This is a genomic window from Thermocrinis ruber, from assembly GCF_000512735.1.
GTDB lineage: Bacteria > Aquificota > Aquificia > Aquificales > Aquificaceae > Thermocrinis > Thermocrinis ruber.
On sequence record NZ_CP007028.1, the window covers coordinates 181663 to 197629 of the forward strand.

15 protein-coding genes and 1 other RNA gene are annotated in these 15967 nt (G+C 46.0%); 8 read left to right on the forward strand and 8 right to left on the reverse strand.

All coding sequences use genetic code 11. From position 1 onward, the window contains the following. Positions 1-5: 5 nt before the first annotated feature. Both THERU_RS01020 and THERU_RS01025 read right to left on the reverse strand, forming a co-directional pair. Positions 6-677 (reverse strand): polysaccharide deacetylase family protein, encoded by a 672-nt coding sequence (locus THERU_RS01020; RefSeq protein ID WP_025305425.1) that lies wholly within the window; start codon positions 675-677, stop codon positions 6-8. Next, positions 674-1489, reverse strand: a complete 816-nt coding sequence (locus THERU_RS01025; RefSeq protein WP_025305426.1) for a serine/threonine protein kinase — start codon at positions 1487-1489, stop codon at positions 674-676. Before THERU_RS01025 ends, THERU_RS01020 begins: the two co-directional genes overlap by 4 nt. A gap of 66 nt (positions 1490-1555) precedes the next feature. Between THERU_RS01025 and THERU_RS01030 the strand changes: the two genes are divergently transcribed. Next, positions 1556-2665, forward strand: a complete 1110-nt coding sequence (locus THERU_RS01030; protein WP_025305427.1) for a S41 family peptidase — start codon at positions 1556-1558, stop codon at positions 2663-2665. On the opposite strand, the gene THERU_RS01035 is transcribed toward THERU_RS01030, so the two are convergent. Both THERU_RS01035 and THERU_RS01040 read right to left on the reverse strand, forming a co-directional pair. Further along, complete coding sequence (locus tag THERU_RS01035) at positions 2631-3140, reverse strand: P-loop nucleotide/nucleoside kinase family protein (RefSeq protein ID WP_025305428.1); 510 nt, start codon at positions 3138-3140, stop codon at positions 2631-2633. The two genes, THERU_RS01030 and THERU_RS01035, sit on opposite strands and share 35 nt — an antisense overlap. Further along, positions 3137-3637, reverse strand: coding sequence for a DsbC family protein (locus THERU_RS01040; RefSeq protein WP_245565829.1), 501 nt, complete (start codon positions 3635-3637; stop codon positions 3137-3139). Before THERU_RS01040 ends, THERU_RS01035 begins: the two co-directional genes overlap by 4 nt. Positions 3638-3707: 70 nt before the next feature. Here THERU_RS01040 and THERU_RS01045 point away from each other — a divergent pair, with 70 nt between their 5' ends. Next, positions 3708-4133 carry a hypothetical protein gene (locus THERU_RS01045; protein WP_025305430.1) on the forward strand — a complete coding sequence of 142 codons (426 nt, stop codon included), beginning with the start codon at positions 3708-3710 and terminating at the stop codon, positions 4131-4133. On the opposite strand, the gene THERU_RS01050 is transcribed toward THERU_RS01045, so the two are convergent. Then, complete coding sequence (locus tag THERU_RS01050; protein WP_025305431.1) at positions 4128-4730, reverse strand: histidine phosphatase family protein; 603 nt, start codon at positions 4728-4730, stop codon at positions 4128-4130. The two genes, THERU_RS01045 and THERU_RS01050, sit on opposite strands and share 6 nt — an antisense overlap. Positions 4731-4733: 3 nt before the next feature. Then, positions 4734-4819, reverse strand: an RNA gene (gene ffs / locus THERU_RS08415) — signal recognition particle sRNA small type. Positions 4820-4834: 15 nt separating this feature from the next. On the opposite strand from ffs, the gene metG reads away from it, so the two are divergent. From metG to fabD, 6 genes are read left to right on the forward strand one after another with little or no spacing between them, the layout of a single operon-like run. Further along, entirely contained in the window at positions 4835-6298 is a 1464-nt protein-coding gene (gene metG / locus THERU_RS01055; RefSeq protein WP_025305432.1) for a methionine--tRNA ligase, read from the forward strand. Beyond that, the gene (gene thiO, locus THERU_RS01060) at positions 6295-7326 is read left to right on the forward strand and encodes a glycine oxidase ThiO (RefSeq protein WP_025305433.1); all 1032 of its coding nucleotides are present in this window, start codon (positions 6295-6297) and stop codon (positions 7324-7326) included. The genes metG and thiO overlap by 4 nt, the downstream gene beginning before the upstream one ends. A gap of 9 nt (positions 7327-7335) precedes the next feature. Continuing rightward, entirely contained in the window at positions 7336-9534 is a 2199-nt protein-coding gene (locus THERU_RS01065; protein WP_038531963.1) for a DEAD/DEAH box helicase, read from the forward strand. Positions 9535-9542: 8 nt separating this feature from the next. Beyond that, entirely contained in the window at positions 9543-9860 is a 318-nt protein-coding gene (locus THERU_RS01070; protein ID WP_025305434.1) for an MTH1187 family thiamine-binding protein, read from the forward strand. Beyond that, a complete protein-coding gene (locus THERU_RS01075) occupies positions 9857-12196 on the forward strand; it encodes a Lon protease family protein (RefSeq protein WP_025305435.1) in 2340 nt (779 codons plus the stop codon). The genes THERU_RS01070 and THERU_RS01075 overlap by 4 nt, the downstream gene beginning before the upstream one ends. A gap of 4 nt (positions 12197-12200) precedes the next feature. Beyond that, the gene (gene fabD / locus THERU_RS01080; RefSeq protein WP_025305436.1) at positions 12201-13133 is read left to right on the forward strand and encodes an ACP S-malonyltransferase; all 933 of its coding nucleotides are present in this window, start codon (positions 12201-12203) and stop codon (positions 13131-13133) included. A gap of 31 nt (positions 13134-13164) precedes the next feature. Here the strand turns inward: fabD and THERU_RS01085 are convergent, their stop codons facing one another. Both THERU_RS01085 and THERU_RS01090 read right to left on the reverse strand, forming a co-directional pair. Then, positions 13165-14460, reverse strand: coding sequence for a hypothetical protein (locus THERU_RS01085; RefSeq protein ID WP_025305437.1), 1296 nt, complete (start codon positions 14458-14460; stop codon positions 13165-13167). Then, on the reverse strand, positions 14457-15878 hold the full coding sequence (locus THERU_RS01090; protein WP_025305438.1) for a c-type cytochrome: 1422 nt from the start codon (positions 15876-15878) through the stop codon (positions 14457-14459). Before THERU_RS01090 ends, THERU_RS01085 begins: the two co-directional genes overlap by 4 nt. Between the last annotated feature and the right edge of the window lie 89 nt (positions 15879-15967).

Consider the following 15967-nt stretch of genomic DNA (forward strand, 5'->3'; position numbering starts at 1 on the left):
TACTACTATTTTAAACATTCCCATAAAAATCTAAGCGTTGTCCAATAGCCGGATGCATAAATTCTTCTGATTTCCCACTTACTTGGGCTTTGGGCATAGGTTCCCTTTATGGTAGTAAAGGCATATTGATAACCCGCCTTCTTTACCATTTCTACCACTTCCCTGTTGTGGTCTCCGTATGGATAGCAAAAGCTCTTTACCTCAACGCCAAGCTTGTCTTCCAAAAGCTTCTTTGAGTCCTCTATCTCTCTGCGTGCCTCTGGGGGAGGGATTTTTGTCAAGAAGGGATGGGTGAGGGTATGCGAACCAATCTCTACGCCCTCCTTTACGAGAAAGGAAAGCTCCTCCCAGTTCATTATGGGTTTTATCGCATTCACCTTTCGGTAGTCCCAACGGTTGAACTGCCCTACCAACTTGGCGGGCACAAAGACTATGGCGTGAGCCTTTAGGGCTTTGATAACCGGGAAGGCGTTTTCCAAAAAGTCCCTGTAAGCGTCGTCAAAGGTAAGTAGCACACCTTTGCCCGTAGGTTCAAGCTCTTGAGGCTTAACAAACCTGAAGTTAAGTCTGTTTAAGAGGTTTAGCCAACGTTTGAACTTTTCTGGTTTAACGTAGAGGGATTTCAGCCGGGCATTCTTTGGTGGTTCTCCCACATTGTGAAACATAAAGACTTTCATAATAGCCTCTGTGCAAGCATATAGTTTATGAGTTCCTTGGCGGTTTTGAACCTCTTTTCGTGGTCCTTTTCAAGCATAAGCCCTAACAACGTCTGGACTTTTGGGGATATTCCCTCCGGCATAGTGTATATAACCAGCTTGTTCCTTCTCAACTTCTCTTGCTCATCCTCTGCGTCAAAGGGAGATTTGCCCGTAAGGGTAAAGTAAAGAACGCATCCCAAGGAGAATATATCACTGCTCCTGTGAATTTGATTTTTGAAAACCTCCGGTGCTATGTATCCCACCGTTCCCTTTATGTCTATTATACCCGAGTATCCTCTTACCCTAAGTAGGCTGAAATCTCCAAGCTTCCAAAGGATGCTCTTCATGACCCTTTTGCCAAAGATGTTGTCGGGCTTTATGTCTCCGTGTATGTAGCCTCTGTTGTGTAGAAACTCCAAGCCTTTGGCAACTTGGAATATTACCTTAAGGGCTTCTCCTTCCTCAAGGGGACCATGCTTTGCAACGTAATGCTTAAGATTCCCAACGTCCATAAACTCGTAGATCAAAAAGAGCTCTCCTCTGTCCTTTTTATAAAGGTAGCTCTGCATGGTTAGGATATGGGGATGGTTAAAGAGTATGTGGGTTTGGGCTTCCTTCCAAAGGTAGGGTAGCATAGTTTTGTCCCTTGCCACCTTCAGCGCCACAATTTGCCCTGCATATCTTCCCTTTAGCACCTCCACCTTATAGACCTCTCCAAAGTTTCCTACGCCGATCAAGTCTATGACCCTATACATTCCCAGCAAGATGTCTCCTTCTTTATAAAGGCTCATTCCCTTACCTTCTAAGTATAAACCCTCTGGAAATTCCGCCCAAAGGGTATAATATTTCCACTCACAATGGGCATTCCTTTCTTACTGATCATCTTACTGGCTTACCTTTCTTATGCCCAAGAACAATGTTCAAAAGAGGAAACCTTAAACAAGCTAAGGGAGTATATCATGCGGTATCACCTCTGGAAGAATAAGTTTTCGGAACTTCCACAGTGGAAGGATGAATCGGAAGCCATAGCTTTTTTGCGCTCAAAAGGAGACAAGTGGACCACCATAACAAAGCTTGAGGAGGACAGAACTTGGTATTCAGAAGCAAAGCTCTTTGGATTGGGTATTAGGTGGAACGACGAGGGGGTAATCGTAAAGGTCTTTGAAGGTTCGCCCGCAGAAAAGGCAGGGTTAAAAAAAGGAGACATCATCTACTCAATAAACGGGGAGACGGATAAAAGTAAGTGGAGCTCTGCTATAAGAAACACACCTGCCAACACACCGGTAAAGCTTGAGATCATACGCAACGGATTCTTTGAAAGCCTTGAGGTGCAAAAGGGATACTTTACCATAAATCCTATTGAAGAAAAAAGGATTATAAACTTAGGAGACAAAAAAATAGGCTACGTTCATCTTGTGAATTTTACAAACCCAACGATAAGGGAATTTAGACAAACTATGGAAGAATTTGAAAGGGAAGGAATAGATGGGCTGATCATAGACCTTAGCAACAACAGCGGAGGTTTAATAGGTGTTGCAAAGGCTCTTGCGGATATGCTTTTGGGTGGGGAGGGAGTGATGTTTTACCTGGAGACATCCTCAGGGGGTCTCAGTGTTTATGAGTTCAAGTCAGAAAAAGCCTTTAAAAAGCCTATATTTGTAATAGTGAACAAAAATACAGCCTCCGCTGCGGAGCTTTTGGCGAGCCTTCTAAAAAGGTACGCAAAGGCATTCGTAGCTGGCGAGAGAACTGTGGGCAAGTATGTGGGTAGCAATATGTACCCCTTGAACGACTGTGGTTTAGTCCTCAGGCTCGTTACTTTTGCTATGAAGCTTCCTGATGGCACTTTGGTAGTTGGAGAAAAAGGTATGGAACCAGACTGTCCTGCAGAAGGTGGCAATTTGGAAAAGGCTCTGGAGTGCTTTAAGAGTGCTATAAATTTAGGAGTTCTTTCAGCTTCTCCTTAACCTTGTGTTCGTTCTCTGAGGTGTCTAAGGTGGGAACTCCCTCCGGCGGTTCAAAAATCTCCTTCTGGCGTAGGTAAGTTTCTACTCCCGCGTCCGATATATCCTGCCTTGAGGAGAGCCTTTTTATGATCTCTTCCTCTTTGGCAATCACCCAGATAAAAACCGCAGAAGGGAACCGTTCCTTTACCTTCTCTCTCTGCCAAGCCCTCAAAAAAGTTGCATCCAAAACTACGTTTTTGCCCTCCTTTAGCTTTTCTTCCGCCAAATCAAGCATCCTCTCATAGACCCTCCTTGTCCATTCTTCGGAGTATATGCCCTCCGAAAAGCCCACCTTTACTTTTTGGGTAGGTTCAATACCTGCCATTTCCTTTCTTATTTGGTCGCTTCTGATCCACTCAAAGCCAAACTCCCTGTGGAGGATATTTGCCACAAAGGATTTACCACTGCCCGATAGACCAATAAGAACCACGATCACTTTTTAACACCCATAATCTTTAAAAGCTCTGGATTGTAGCCCTCAATAACTTTGTAGTCTTTTAGTATTATGTTATAAGGCGTTCCGCCCACATTGAGAGACTCTGCCAGCCTTATGTGCTCATCCACAAGGGGGCATCTTGGCACCTTGGGTGGTTTTCCATCAAACTTGCCGGAGAACACTTCATCTAAGGCTTTTATGGGCTCCTTTGAGCAGGCTATGTAGTCTGCCTTTGCCCTGCTCTCTTCGTGCCCTCTGAAGGGTATTAGAAATATATAAACCTTCACTTTGTCTGGCACCTTCTTTAGCTCCTGCCACTCTTTCCTGCAATGCCCACAATCTGGGTTCATAAAGGTGATGAGCTTTGCCTTTCCTCTACCAAAGACTATGGCTTTTTTAAGTGGAATCTGCCTTACCTGCTCTTTCACAAACTCCTGATAGAGGTCTTGGGCAAAGAGAAAACCAAAGAGCACAAGTAAAGACAACAACGCTTTCATGAAAAACCTCCCGCAAACACAAATTATAATTCCTCTTTAAAGCATTAAAATAGGTAGAAGGAGAGAAGCCATGGTAGACCCAGATATACTTCTTTTGGCCATAGTAAATATGTCAGAGGGTGTTAGAGCCCTTATAGGGGACAAGGGTGCCAAAGCGGTTCTCAGAGATGCGGGAAGGAAATCGGGACCAAAGCTTTTGGAAAGCCTGATAGGGCACTTTCCCGAGGTACTGGATAAGGAAGAAGCCCTCAAGAGGGCGTGCATAATACTTGAAGACTTGGGATTTGCAAAAAGTATAAAAAAAGAGAATGGAAATGTTGTGATAGAAGAGGACATATTCACGGACGCTATAATGGGAGAAAACCTGCTGGACTCTCCGATTATATATTTCTTTGCGGGCTTAATAGAGGGCTTTGTTTCCTTTATGAGCGACCAAAAGGTTACTTTGGTGCCAGAGGTAGTTGAAAGGGGCAAGATCGTATACAAATATTCATAGATGGCATAGGCTGTTTAAGAGCCTAAGATGAAAGCCTTTACCGTCAAACTCCAACAGGCTTATGCCTGTGTTGTCCATGTGAATGTTCCATAGGTTGTTTAGAGTTATTCCAGTAGTCAAACACACAATGGCGTGCAGAGTGCCCCCGTGGGCTACTACGCATACCTTTTGATGTGGCAGTTTCTTTAAGTCCTCCAAAAAACCGCCCACCCTCTTTTCAAACTCCCCCATATCCTCCTGGGTGGGTAAAGGATGGCTTACTGGGTCCCTCAACCAGTTGGTAAAGGTTTCCCTATACTCCTCCACTAAACTCCAAAAGTGTTTGCCTTCAAAGTCTCCAAAGGACATCTCCCTGATCCTTTCATCTACCTTTAGGGGAACTTCCAAAACATCGCTTATGGTTTGGGCGGTTTTGTATGCCCTCCTTTGGGGTGATGTGATCACAAGCTCTATGCCTTTGTCTTTGAGTGCTTCTGCACAAAGGCGCGCTTGGACAAAGCCTAAGGGAGTTAGGTCGCTGTCAAGCCTTCCCTGAAATATTCCCTTTTCGTTAAATTCGCTCTGGGCGTGCCTTACGAGAAAGATGAGCTTTTTCATTCTGAAAAGCCCCCGCACCCGGGACGGCGGGCTTACCGTTGCTCCCTTTCGGGCCTGGCGGGGTTCACCCTGTCCCGTTGCGAGGGTAGTATAATTATAAGTCCATGAAGTTCTACATTACAACTCCAATATACTATGTGAATGATTTACCCCATGTGGGACACGCATACACCAACATCTCCGCAGACACTCTAGCACGCTTTTACAGGCTAAGAGGTTATAGGGTCTTTTTCCTCACGGGCACAGACGAGCATGGACTAAAGATTCAGCGTTCTGCGGAAGAGCGGGGCATATCTCCACAGGAGCTTGTGGATCAAAACTCGGAAAACTTCAAAAAGCTCTGGGAGTTTTTGGGCATAAGCTACGACCACTTTATAAGAACCACCGACGAAGGGCACAAAAAGCTCGTTCAGGAGGTTTTCACAAAGTGCTACGAGAAGGGAGACATATACCTTGGAGAGTACGAAGGTTGGTACTGTGTGGGTTGTGAGGAGTTCAAACCCGAAAGCGAATTAATTGAAGGAAACAAGTGTCCCATCCATCTTAAACCCTGCGAGTATATAAAGGAGCCCTCCTACTTTTTCAGGCTCAGCAAATATCAAAGTGCCATAGAAGAGCTCATTGAGAACAATCCCACCTTTGTCCTACCCTCCTACAGAAAGAACGAGGTCCTATCCTTTGTAAAACAGGGTCTGAAGGACCTTTCCATTACAAGACCCCGTCATAGGGTTCAGTGGGGCATACCGGTGCCCTTTGACCCAGACCATACCATCTATGTGTGGTTTGACGCCCTCTTTAACTATCTTTCTGCGGTTAATGATAAGATGGAACTTTGGCCTCCTGACCTGCACCTGGTGGGAAAGGACATCCTCAGGTTCCACGCCATCTATTGGCCTGCCTTTTTGATGTCTTTGGGTTATGCACTGCCCAGAAGCATTTTTGCCCACGGCTGGTGGAAGGTGGAAGGGCAGAAGATGTCCAAGTCTTTGGGAAATGTAATAAGTCCTTACGAGCTTGTGAAGGAGTATGGGCTGGATGAGATAAGGTATTTTCTCCTTAGGGAGGTTCCCTTTGGACAGGATGGGGATATATCCAAGTCTGCACTAAGGAACCGCATCGTGGGAGAGCTCTCCAACGAGATAGGAAACCTCTTTAGCCGGGTCCTTGCCATGGACCTAAAGTACTTGGGAGGCAAGGTGGAGGGAGACAAAGACCAAGAGTACATCAACTTTTGCACAGAGGTTATAGAAAACTACGAAAAGTTTATGAGGGAGGTAGATTTCTACCATGCCTTGGAGGAGGTTTTTAGGCTTTCTTCCTTCTTGAACAAGTATGTGGATCGCAAGGCACCTTGGAGCTTGGAAGGAAAGGAACTGGCAGATGTGCTGTACACCCTAACGGACGGGCTCTTTGTGATCGCCTACCTTCTTCATCCCTTTATGCCCTTCAAAACAAAGCTGGTTTTTGAAAATATGCACATTGAAGTGCTACCCAAGGAGATCAAACCCTACACCTTTGGCTCTTATTCTGTAAAGGAAAAGCTTATACTATTCCCTAAGCCCACATGAAGGTTTTGGTTGTAGGCAGTGGCATCGTTGGACTAAGCACAGCCCTATACCTTGCCCTGGAGGGCTTTGAGGTTAAGGTGATCACAAGAAACCCAGAGGAAGCTACCTCTTGGACGGCGGGTGGCATGCTGGCACCCTTTTCGGAGGGCTTAGAGGGAGACCTCTTTGATTTTTCTTACAAAAGCTTAAAGATGTATCCGGACTATGTTAAGCTCGTGGAGGATGTTTCCAAGCTTAAGGTTGACTTTTGGACCGATGGCATATACAGAGTAGTCCTTGAGGGAGAGGAGGAGCTTGTAAAAAAAGCAGAGGATTACAAAGGCAAAGGCTACAAAGTGGAGCTTTTGGAAAGACCGCCATACCTTTCTCAAAGGGTTTCCCTTTTGGTGCATTACTTGGAAGAGGGGTGGGTGGATGTGGAGAATTTGATGGACGCCCTTTTGAGGGCTATGGAGCTTTTGGGCGTGCCCATAGAAATTGACGAGGTGGTTGGAGTTGAGCAAAGGGGAGATAGGGCGGAAGCTTTAAAGGGTCTTAAAAGCACCTACACCGCCGACTATTACATCTTTTGCACGGGGGCATGGGCTAAGGAGCTCTTTGATGTGCCCGTTTATCCCATAAAGGGACAAGCCCTAAAGGTAAAAGCCAAGCCCTTTGAAATAGTTCATTACTCCACCATTTCTTACCTGATCCCAAGGAGCAGGTACATGTACATAGGTGCTACCTCTGAGGATGTTAGCTTTTTGGGTGGAAACACGGTGGAGGGTTTGGCAAGCCTGTGCCTAAACGCCACCAAAATAGCCCCATCCCTTGCAAAGGGCGAGATCCTATCCACTCTATACGGCTTTAGACCCGCAACTCCCGACGGAAAGCCCGTGTTTTTGTTGGGAGAGAACTATGCCCTGCTTTCAGGTCATTACAGAAACGGCATACTTTTTGCCCCACTCACCGCCCATCTAATGAAAAGTCTTTTGAAGGATAACGAAAAATCCATCTACTTTGAAAGTTTTTCTCCAAAAAGGTTTTAAATATTCTTAATGCAAATCGTATACCTCCTGCCAGAGAGTCAGTTTAGCATAAACCCACCTTCTGGCAAGGCGGTTTTCCGAAGGGAAGGGGAAACCCAAAAGCGGAGCCTTGAGCTTATCCCATCGCAGGAGATAGACCCAAACATTCCCTATCCCCTTTTGAACCCCCTTCAGACCCTTTTTTATCACACCTACGAAAAGGGCAATGCGGTAGTCTCTGCACCCACCTCCGCAGGCAAGAGCTTGCTTTCTTATCTGTTCTTTAAAAAGTTCAAAGGAAGGAAAGCGTACACCGCGCCCACAAAGGCACTGGTCTATGAAAAGGCGGTGGAGTTAAGGAGGTTCTACAAGAAGGTGGATGTTAGGACAGGGGATCGGGTGGTGGAGAACTTCAAGGAAGTATCCGGTGAGCTGGTGGTATGCACCTACGAGAGCTTGGTTCAAGCCTTCAGGAACTCCGCCCGGTGGGTAAAGGAGCTCTCTGCGGTGGTTGTGGATGAGGTGCATCAAATAAAAAAGCGTTGGGTGGTGGAGGAGCTTTTGGCATACTGCCTAAAGGAGGGTATTCCCATTCTTGGGCTTTCCGCCACCATACCGGGTGTGGAGGAGCTCGCCCTTTGGACCTCTTCACAGCTTTTAATAAAAAGCCAGTGGAGACCAGTGCCCCTTGAGAAATTCTACCACTCATTGCGAGAATTTATGGAGGTTTGCGAGGAGGACAAAGTAGCCTGCAAACTTTGGGATGCCCTTTGGAAGCTTAGCAAGCCCGACGAGAAGACCGTACTCTTTGTACCTCAAAAAAGGCTGGGGTGGAAGCTCTTAGAAATTGCCGCCAAGGAAAAGGTGGGCATCTTTAACCAAACACTGCCCTTTGAGGTGGATGAAGAAAGACCTCCAGAGATTGCCTTTCATAACGCGGATGTACCAAAGGAGGAGAGGGAAGCCATTGAAAGGGAGTTCAAAGAAGGGAACCTCCGACTTCTCATAGCCACACAGACCTTAGCCTATGGGGTAAATTTGCCCGCAGACAGGGTGCTTATAATGGTAAGGGTCTTTAAAAACAGAAAGTGGATGTGCATACCCGATGAGCTGGACATTTTACAGATGGAAGGCAGGGCAGGAAGGTTAGGACTAAAGGAGAAGGGTTATTCCCATCTCATCATTCATGGTGGCAGTTCAAGCCTTGTGGAGGACCTCATAGAAAGGACCTTCTCTCAGGGTTTTAAGACAGCCATTCAGGAGGAAAAAAACATAGATGTGCTGAGCTTTTTTATCCTACTTGGCTATCTTTACGAAGGTTTTAACTACCAAAGGTTTTTGGAAAAGTTCTACTCCTTCAGTCAAGTGCCGAAGAGGACAATAGAGAATGTAGAAAGATTTCTCAGGCAAAGGGCATACCTTGAGAGAAATTCCCTAACACCCAAAGGGCTATTGTGTGTAAGAAGCGGGCTACCTCCCACCAAGCTGGAGGAGTTCTTGCGTAGGCAATATCTCAGCCTTCCCACTCTGGCGGTTATAAGACCTTTACTTTACACCAAACGCTTTGATACGCTTTACGACTTTGTGGAAAAGGGAGAGAGTTTTGAAGAGGATGATCACTACGTTAGGGGCATGCTGGTAAGCTGTGGTCAAAACTGCTTTGAGGACAACACCCATCAGTTTCTCTTTTATACGGAGGGTCTTACCTTTAAGTATCCCAACCTGCGCCATCCACCGGGGGAGTTTTCCTACCTTGGCACAGATGCATTGCACCTTTTAAAGCTTATGTGGGAGTTAAGAAAAAACGGCTTTTTGCATGGTGATGACCAAAAACTTCTTTTGATTGCCCACTCGGTAAAGTTTGGACTGAACGAAAATTGGGCCAGTCTGGCGGGAGTGAAAGGCATAGGACATCTCAGGGCAAACCTACTAAAACGCACACTACAGCGGGAAGGCTTGAAACCTCCCGCCCTCTTTGAAGAAACCGCCCATCTTTTAGAAAAGCTAAAGCCCTTAAAAGAACTAATGGTGGAGATCCTTATAACAGAAAGAAAAGTAGAAAAACCAAAGGCACAGGAGGAGGTCAAAAAACTCTTTAAAATCCTTGAAAACAACGCAAAGGGCAGGCTTATAGACGATAGGATACTCTTAATGTACGGCTTTTTGCACTTTGGAGTGGATGTTCTGAGGATGAAGAAGGAGGAAATCATAAAGGAGCTTGGTTTATAATCTTTTTCATGAGTATCCTTGTCTTTGTAAGCATGACACCTTTGGGCAAAGGTGAAAGCGTAAGCCAGTATGTGGCAAGGGTGGTGGATGTGGTGGACAAATCTGGGCTACCCTACGTGCTAACACCCATGGGCACCATCATTGAGGGGGAAAGCTGGGATGAGGTAATGGATGTCCTCAAAAAGGGCTTTGAAGAGCTAAAAAAGGACTGCCCAAGGATCTCCATAACCATGAAGATAGATTACAGAGAGGGCAAATCTAACAGGCTCGTATCCAAGGTCAAATCGGTGGAGGAAAAGCTGGGAAGGGAAGTAAAGAAGTTGTGAGCATAAAAAAGCTGAGCAAGGAAGATTTAGAGTATGGCTACAAATACGATTTTTCTACGGAGGATGTTCCTCCGGAGGAAGTCTTTCTAAAACAAGATAGGGTAGAAAAGGCTTTTGATTTAGCTTTAAACACCACAAAGGAAGGCTACAACATATTTGTGTCTGGTCCAGAGAGTATAGGAAGGACCACTTATGCCCTACGCCGTCTGAAGGAAAAGGCCCAAAAGGAGCCAGTGCCCGAAGATATATGCTACTTCTATAACTTTGACGATCCACTGCGTCCAAAGTATCTTCTACTGCCCGCCGGCGTTGGCAAAGGTTTTGTGGAGGAGGTGGATAGGGCTATAGAGTCTTTAAAAATTGAACTGCCGAAGGCTTTTGAAGGCAAAGAGTACGAGGAGGAGGTTGCCAAGATAACCAAGGAGGCGGAAAAGAGAAAGGAGGAAATACTGGAGAACTTGGCCAAAGATGCGGAGGCGAAGAACTTAGGGGTTGTGGTTACCCCTATGGGTATAAAGCTGTTGCCCTTGGTGGGAAGGAGAATTGTAGAGGAGCCCGAGCTTTTTGCCAATCCAAGACTTCAGGAGACTTACCAGAGGAATCTTTCTGAGTTTGAAGAACGCTTCAGGGATTATATAAGGGCCCTAAGGGAGGAGGACCATAAGCTGGCGGAAAAGTTAAACGAGCTGAAAGAGAAGGTGGCTACCTTCGTGGTGGAAAGGGTGTTTTCAAGGTGCGACGAGCGATACTGCCACGAGCCACAGGCGGTTGAGTTTTTAAACAGGTTGAAAAAAGAGATAGTAAAGAATGTAGACCTGTTTCTTATGTGGAAGAGCGCTGAAGGGAATACCCAGATGCTCGCCTATTTGGAAAAGCTCTTCAAAAGGTTCAAGCTTAACTTGATCGTGGATAATTCCTCCCTAAATGGTGCGCCGGTGATATACGAGGAAGTTCCTTCCTTTCAGAGCCTCTTTGGGACCATATCTTACACCATGGAGATGGGGGTGCTCTATGCGGACCACACCAGCATAAAAGCGGGAAGTCTCCATAGGGCAAGGGGTGGATACCTTGTGATAAGGGCTTCTGACCTTTTGAAAAATTACATGCTTTGGGATGCCTTCAAAAAGGCGATAATGCACTCTAAAGTGCATATTCCCGGCTATACGGTGGAGGATTTTCTGCTACCCTATGTGGGCATAAGCCCTGAACCTGTGCCACTTAACGTAAAGGTTGTTTTGATAGGGGACTATCTGACGTACCAGCTTCTTTCCATTTATGACCCTGAGTTTAACAGACTTTTTAAGGTCAAGGCGGAGTTTGACCCTGTTGTAGATTTGGATGAAGAAGTCTACGAAAAATTTCCCAGGCTTATAAAGAAGATCCTTCAGGAGGAGGGAATTAAAGACCTGGATGGTTCTGCCCTGTCTGAGCTCTTTAAGTACGCGGTCATGCTCTCGGGTAGTAAAAAGAAAATAAACGTAGTTATGGGGGATATCGTGGATGTTATCAGGGAGGCCAACGTCTTTTCTGAAGGGGAAAGGATAATAAGGGGAGAGCATATTAAAAGGGCAATAGAAGAAAAGTTCTATCGTTCTAACCTTTTGGAGGAAAAAATAAGGAAAGCCATCGTGGAAGGAAAGATCCTGTGTGCTGTGGATGGCAAAAGGGTAGGACAGGTAAATGGTCTCAGCGTCTATGAGCTTGGAGATATAAGCTTTGGTAAGCCTACTAGAATCACTGCATCTGTTTATCTGGGGGACAAAGGTGTAGTAAGCATAGAAAGGGAGGTTGCCCTAAGCGGTCCTATCCACTCAAAGGCGGTTCTAACCCTGAGTGGATACTTGAACGGTAAATACGGAAAGGATATGCCACTGTACCTTTCTTGTACCATTACCTTTGAGCAATCCTACGAAGAGGTGGAAGGAGACAGTGCTTCCGTGGCTGAGCTTTTGGCGATCCTTTCTGCCCTCTCTGGGGTGGAGATAAGGCAAGATATTGCGGTTACAGGCTCCGTGGATCAGTTTGGAAACGTACAACCAGTTGGGGGCATAAAGGAGAAGGTGGAAGGATTTTACAGGGTATGTAAGGCGATGGGCTTTACTGGGACGCAGGGGGTCCTTTTGCCCTCGCGAAACTTTGAAAACCTGGTTCTTTCGGACGAGGTTATTGAAAGCGTAGAAAAAGGAGAGTTCCACCTTTATCTGATGGATACCATAGATGATGCTATTGAACTTATGACGGGTTTAAAGGCCGAAAAGTTTCACAAGCTGGTAAAGAAGAAGCTTATTGAGTTCTTCAAAAGGGCAAATGCTCGGGGAAAAGGGTTAAAATCTTAAAGCCATGGGAAAACTTGCGTACATCTTTCCCGGACAGGGTTCTCAGTATGTGGGTATGGGCTACGATTTTTACAAGGAATTCCCCACAGCTACAGATGTCTTTCACTCTGCGGAGAAGGCACTGCGCTATGACCTCCCTACCCTTATCTTTAAGGGACCGGAGGAAGAGCTAAACAAAACCATAAACACACAGCCTGCTATTCTTACCACCTCCATTGCCATATACAGGGTTATGAGGGAGCTCGGTTTTCCTGAGCCCGATGTAGTAGCGGGGCACTCCTTGGGTGAGTATTCCGCCTTGGTGGTGGCGGGTGGTGTGGAGCTCTTTGAGGCGGTCCGTCTGGCATACATAAGGGGCAAGCTCATGCAGGAGGGTGTGCCTGAGGGAAAGGGTGCAATGGCGGCAATTCTTAAGCTACCACCGGATAAGGTAGAAAGTGCCTGCGAGCAGGCTCGTCAGTTCGGTGTAGTAGAACCTGCCAACTACAATTCTCCCGAGCAAACAGTTATCTCTGGTGAAAAAACAGCAGTTGAAAAGGCTATGGAGATATGCAAGGAGATGGGAGGAAAGGCTATTCTCTTGAAGGTCTCTGTGCCATCGCATTGCTCCCTGATGAAGGGTCCTGCGGATGCCTTTAGACTAAAGCTTGCCCAAACGCCCATAAAAAATCTTTCAATTCCACTGGTGCAAAACTACACCGCAAGGGAACACACAATGGCACATGAGGTTAGGGAGAACCTATACCGTCAGCTCTTTTCCCCCGTTAGATGGTTTCAAAGCGTCCAATACATGGTGGAAGTCTTGGGGGTGGATACCTTTGTGGAGATAGGTCCCAAAAACGTGCTTTCAAAGTTGGTTCAGCAGACCGTAAGCGGAGTGAGAGTTTTTAACGTGGAAAAGGTGGAGGATTTGGAGAAGGTGAAAAAAGCACTATAAAAAGGTAAGCCGGGCAAAAGCCCGGCAAGCTTTAAGTATAGTTTCTCACTACAATTATGAGCCCTACACCTATGAATACAACAGCCCACAGAACGACTATAAAAACAGAGAGTTCTCCAAGATGGTGTTCTGTCTCGGAAGCTTCATAAACTTTACCTTTGGGTGTCTTCCCTGCTTGGTAAGCCATCCACCATGCGTAGGCATACAGAACGAGCCCTGTTAGGAGGGTTCCCAAAAAGAGCAGTGGGCTCAAAAATTCCAAGTTCAGCTTGTAGTCGTATATGGAATATCCAAACCTCGCGGTTGAGGCAATCCTAAGGTACTCCCTAAATATTGCTATTAGCAATAGGGCTACAGACCCAGCTAAGAGAGAAGGTATTGCCATCTTGACTGGGTTCTTTTGGGAAGAGAACACCACGCCTGCAAGAAGAACAAGTCCCAAAACTGAAAGCCATGTAAAGATGCTTCCTTTTGCACCCCAGTCTGCGGGTATGGTAAGTATGTAAAGGATGTGAGATACAAGCCAGCCTATACCTGCGTACACAGCGGAGCGTGCTCCCACCTTTCCAGCCCAGTCAAGGTAATCTTTGTCCATATCCTCCCTGCTTCTGAAGTACCAGTTGTAAAGCATTAGAAATACACCCGTTACGGCGATTGAAGGGAATACTAAGAAGGATAAATACCTGAACACGTTAAAGGCGTATATGTTCCATCCGCTTACGTTCATAGTCCTCCCACCATCCGTGTACCACTCTACCCATTTTTCTGGATAAAGGGCTTGGTAGTTCACCACGTGGATGATAAACCCTACAAGGAGCAAGAACAGAACGCCGAGAATCGACATAAGCATGGACATTGAAGGTTTATTCTTTGTAAAGTAAGCACCCCATATAAGGTAATAACCTACGAGGAGGAAGACGATAAAGAGTATATACCACCAGGCAGAAAGGTTGGCGGATGTGTACCAAAGTGGGTCATAGATCACCTGATAAAAGAGCAGTGGAGCTACCCCAAGGACTATAGCCAGAGAGACAGAAACCTTTGAGAGTTCAAGGGTTGCCTTAGCAAGCCTTTGCCACCTCTCTTCCTTTTTTGTAAAGCCGTAGATAGTAAAGAAAAGACCGCCAATAGATGTGTAGACAAAGAGAATATGAAGCATCCATGTGAGCACCTGAAGCACTTGCATAGTAATAGGGTAGAAGGGGGCCCCCGCAGGGTCAGTCATAGCCTTTAGCATAGCCCCCACATCAGCAGCAAACGCCCATTTTCCACCTATTAACATAAAGGAAAGGATGAACAGTAAAAACCACCTTACCATGTCTCTCATGGCTGAACCTCCTTTTTGGCTTCTGCAGATGTATTGGGAACTTCTATCTTTGCAGAAACGGAACCACCGTTAGAGATCATGTGGGCTATGTAAGCAGAGAGGGCTCTTAGCTCTTCATCGGTGCCTACAAATTTTGGCATATAAGGTGGAGGATTGTCTCTAAGGTAGCCTGCCAAAAAGCCATAGACAACGTTAGGGTCTGTCATTCCTGCAAACTTTTGTCCAAAGGGTCTTAGTCCAGTAGAACCCGTTACATTATGACAACCAGAACATTGGAGGATTGCGATTGCCTTTCCAGCCATTATCTCGTTTTGAGAATCTATTTTCTTGAGACCTTCTGGAACGAAAGCATTTACTGTCAATAGTCCTTTTTGGTCTATAACGGGAACTTCAGACTCTATACCCTTGGCAGGCACATCCCTGGAGACTATCTGGTTAACCCACACAAACTCACCGGCTACGTAAGGCTTTCTTATGGTCTCTCTGATCTTCTCTTCAGGAAAGACACCCAGGAAGAATATGAGGATGAATATGGGAAGGGATATCCAGAACCTTGCAACCTGTGGTCTGATAGCGGTTAGGAAGAAGTAAGTAAGCACGATAAGAATGGTTAGCATTATGGATACCTTCAGGTAAAGGGGTACAACGCCTTCAAGCATTACAAGGCTTCTTTCGGGAAGGGTGGACACATACCATGCAAAGAACATAAGCCCAAAGACTATACCACCAATGCCCCAATAAGAGAGAGTTTTGACTATATCCTTGTAGATTTTCTCTGGCAGGTCCTTCTTCATAAGCGCTGCTATGCCAAGACCTATAACACCGGCTATAGCAAACATGTAAGCTGTTCTTGACAATAGGTGGGGGAAGTAGTTCTTGTTGTAAAAGGCGTCAAGTATGCTACCCGTGGTGAACCATTTTTCGTGCCCTGGAGAGAGCATAAAGGAAAGGATTCCCACTATTATGTACATGGTTGCCCAGGAACCTATAGCAAAAGTCCATGCAAGCCTAAGCCAGCTTTTCTGATCAATCCTTCCCAAGGTATAAAAGAGGATATACACAAGGGTCACCTCCGCCACAAACCATACCCACTCCGCAGCCCACACCCACACAAAGTTGTGAATGAGTGCAGAAATGCCCCGTGGGTTAGCAACGGTTGCGGAAAACCATATGCCCGGACCAGTTATAGAACCTGACACGTAAGAAAAGACAAGCAGTGTTAAAAGATACTTTTTGATGTAATCGTAGATCTGCGGCTGGTTTTCCCTGTAGGCTTTTGTAGCCAAGTACGCCAAAAGAATGGAGGCACCCACAGAGGTGTGGGATGCCAGCACGTGGAGGGAGGCTATTATGCCTATGATAGTAGCACTGCCCACTACGGGCACATACCACATAGGGTAGAAGCCCAACACATCCATGCTACACACCTCCTGTTAAATTATCGTGAATATAGCAATAAATTTAACATGATTTTCATCATTGTCAAGGGGTGAAGGCTTGCTGTGGT

Excerpts from the sequence above, each read along its gene's own strand:
- THERU_RS01020 (WP_025305425.1), bottom strand. The coding sequence starts at position 677 with ATGAAAGTCTTTATGTTTCACAATGTGGGAGAACCACCAAAGAATGCC.
- THERU_RS01025 (WP_025305426.1), bottom strand. The coding sequence starts at position 1,489 with ATGAGCCTTTATAAAGAAGGAGACATCTTGCTGGGAATGTATAGGGTC.
- THERU_RS01030 (WP_025305427.1), top strand. The coding sequence starts at position 1,556 with ATGGGCATTCCTTTCTTACTGATCATCTTACTGGCTTACCTTTCTTAT.
- THERU_RS01040 (WP_245565829.1), bottom strand. The coding sequence starts at position 3,637 with ATGAAAGCGTTGTTGTCTTTACTTGTGCTCTTTGGTTTTCTCTTTGCC.
- THERU_RS01045 (WP_025305430.1), top strand. The coding sequence starts at position 3,708 with ATGGTAGACCCAGATATACTTCTTTTGGCCATAGTAAATATGTCAGAG.
- THERU_RS01050 (WP_025305431.1), bottom strand. The coding sequence starts at position 4,730 with ATGAAAAAGCTCATCTTTCTCGTAAGGCACGCCCAGAGCGAATTTAAC.
- metG (WP_025305432.1), top strand. The coding sequence starts at position 4,835 with ATGAAGTTCTACATTACAACTCCAATATACTATGTGAATGATTTACCC.
- thiO (WP_025305433.1), top strand. The coding sequence starts at position 6,295 with ATGAAGGTTTTGGTTGTAGGCAGTGGCATCGTTGGACTAAGCACAGCC.
- THERU_RS01065 (WP_038531963.1), top strand. The coding sequence starts at position 7,336 with ATGCAAATCGTATACCTCCTGCCAGAGAGTCAGTTTAGCATAAACCCA.
- THERU_RS01070 (WP_025305434.1), top strand. The coding sequence starts at position 9,543 with ATGAGTATCCTTGTCTTTGTAAGCATGACACCTTTGGGCAAAGGTGAA.
- fabD (WP_025305436.1), top strand. The coding sequence starts at position 12,201 with ATGGGAAAACTTGCGTACATCTTTCCCGGACAGGGTTCTCAGTATGTG.
- THERU_RS01085 (WP_025305437.1), bottom strand. The coding sequence starts at position 14,460 with ATGAGAGACATGGTAAGGTGGTTTTTACTGTTCATCCTTTCCTTTATG.
- THERU_RS01090 (WP_025305438.1), bottom strand. The coding sequence starts at position 15,878 with ATGGATGTGTTGGGCTTCTACCCTATGTGGTATGTGCCCGTAGTGGGC.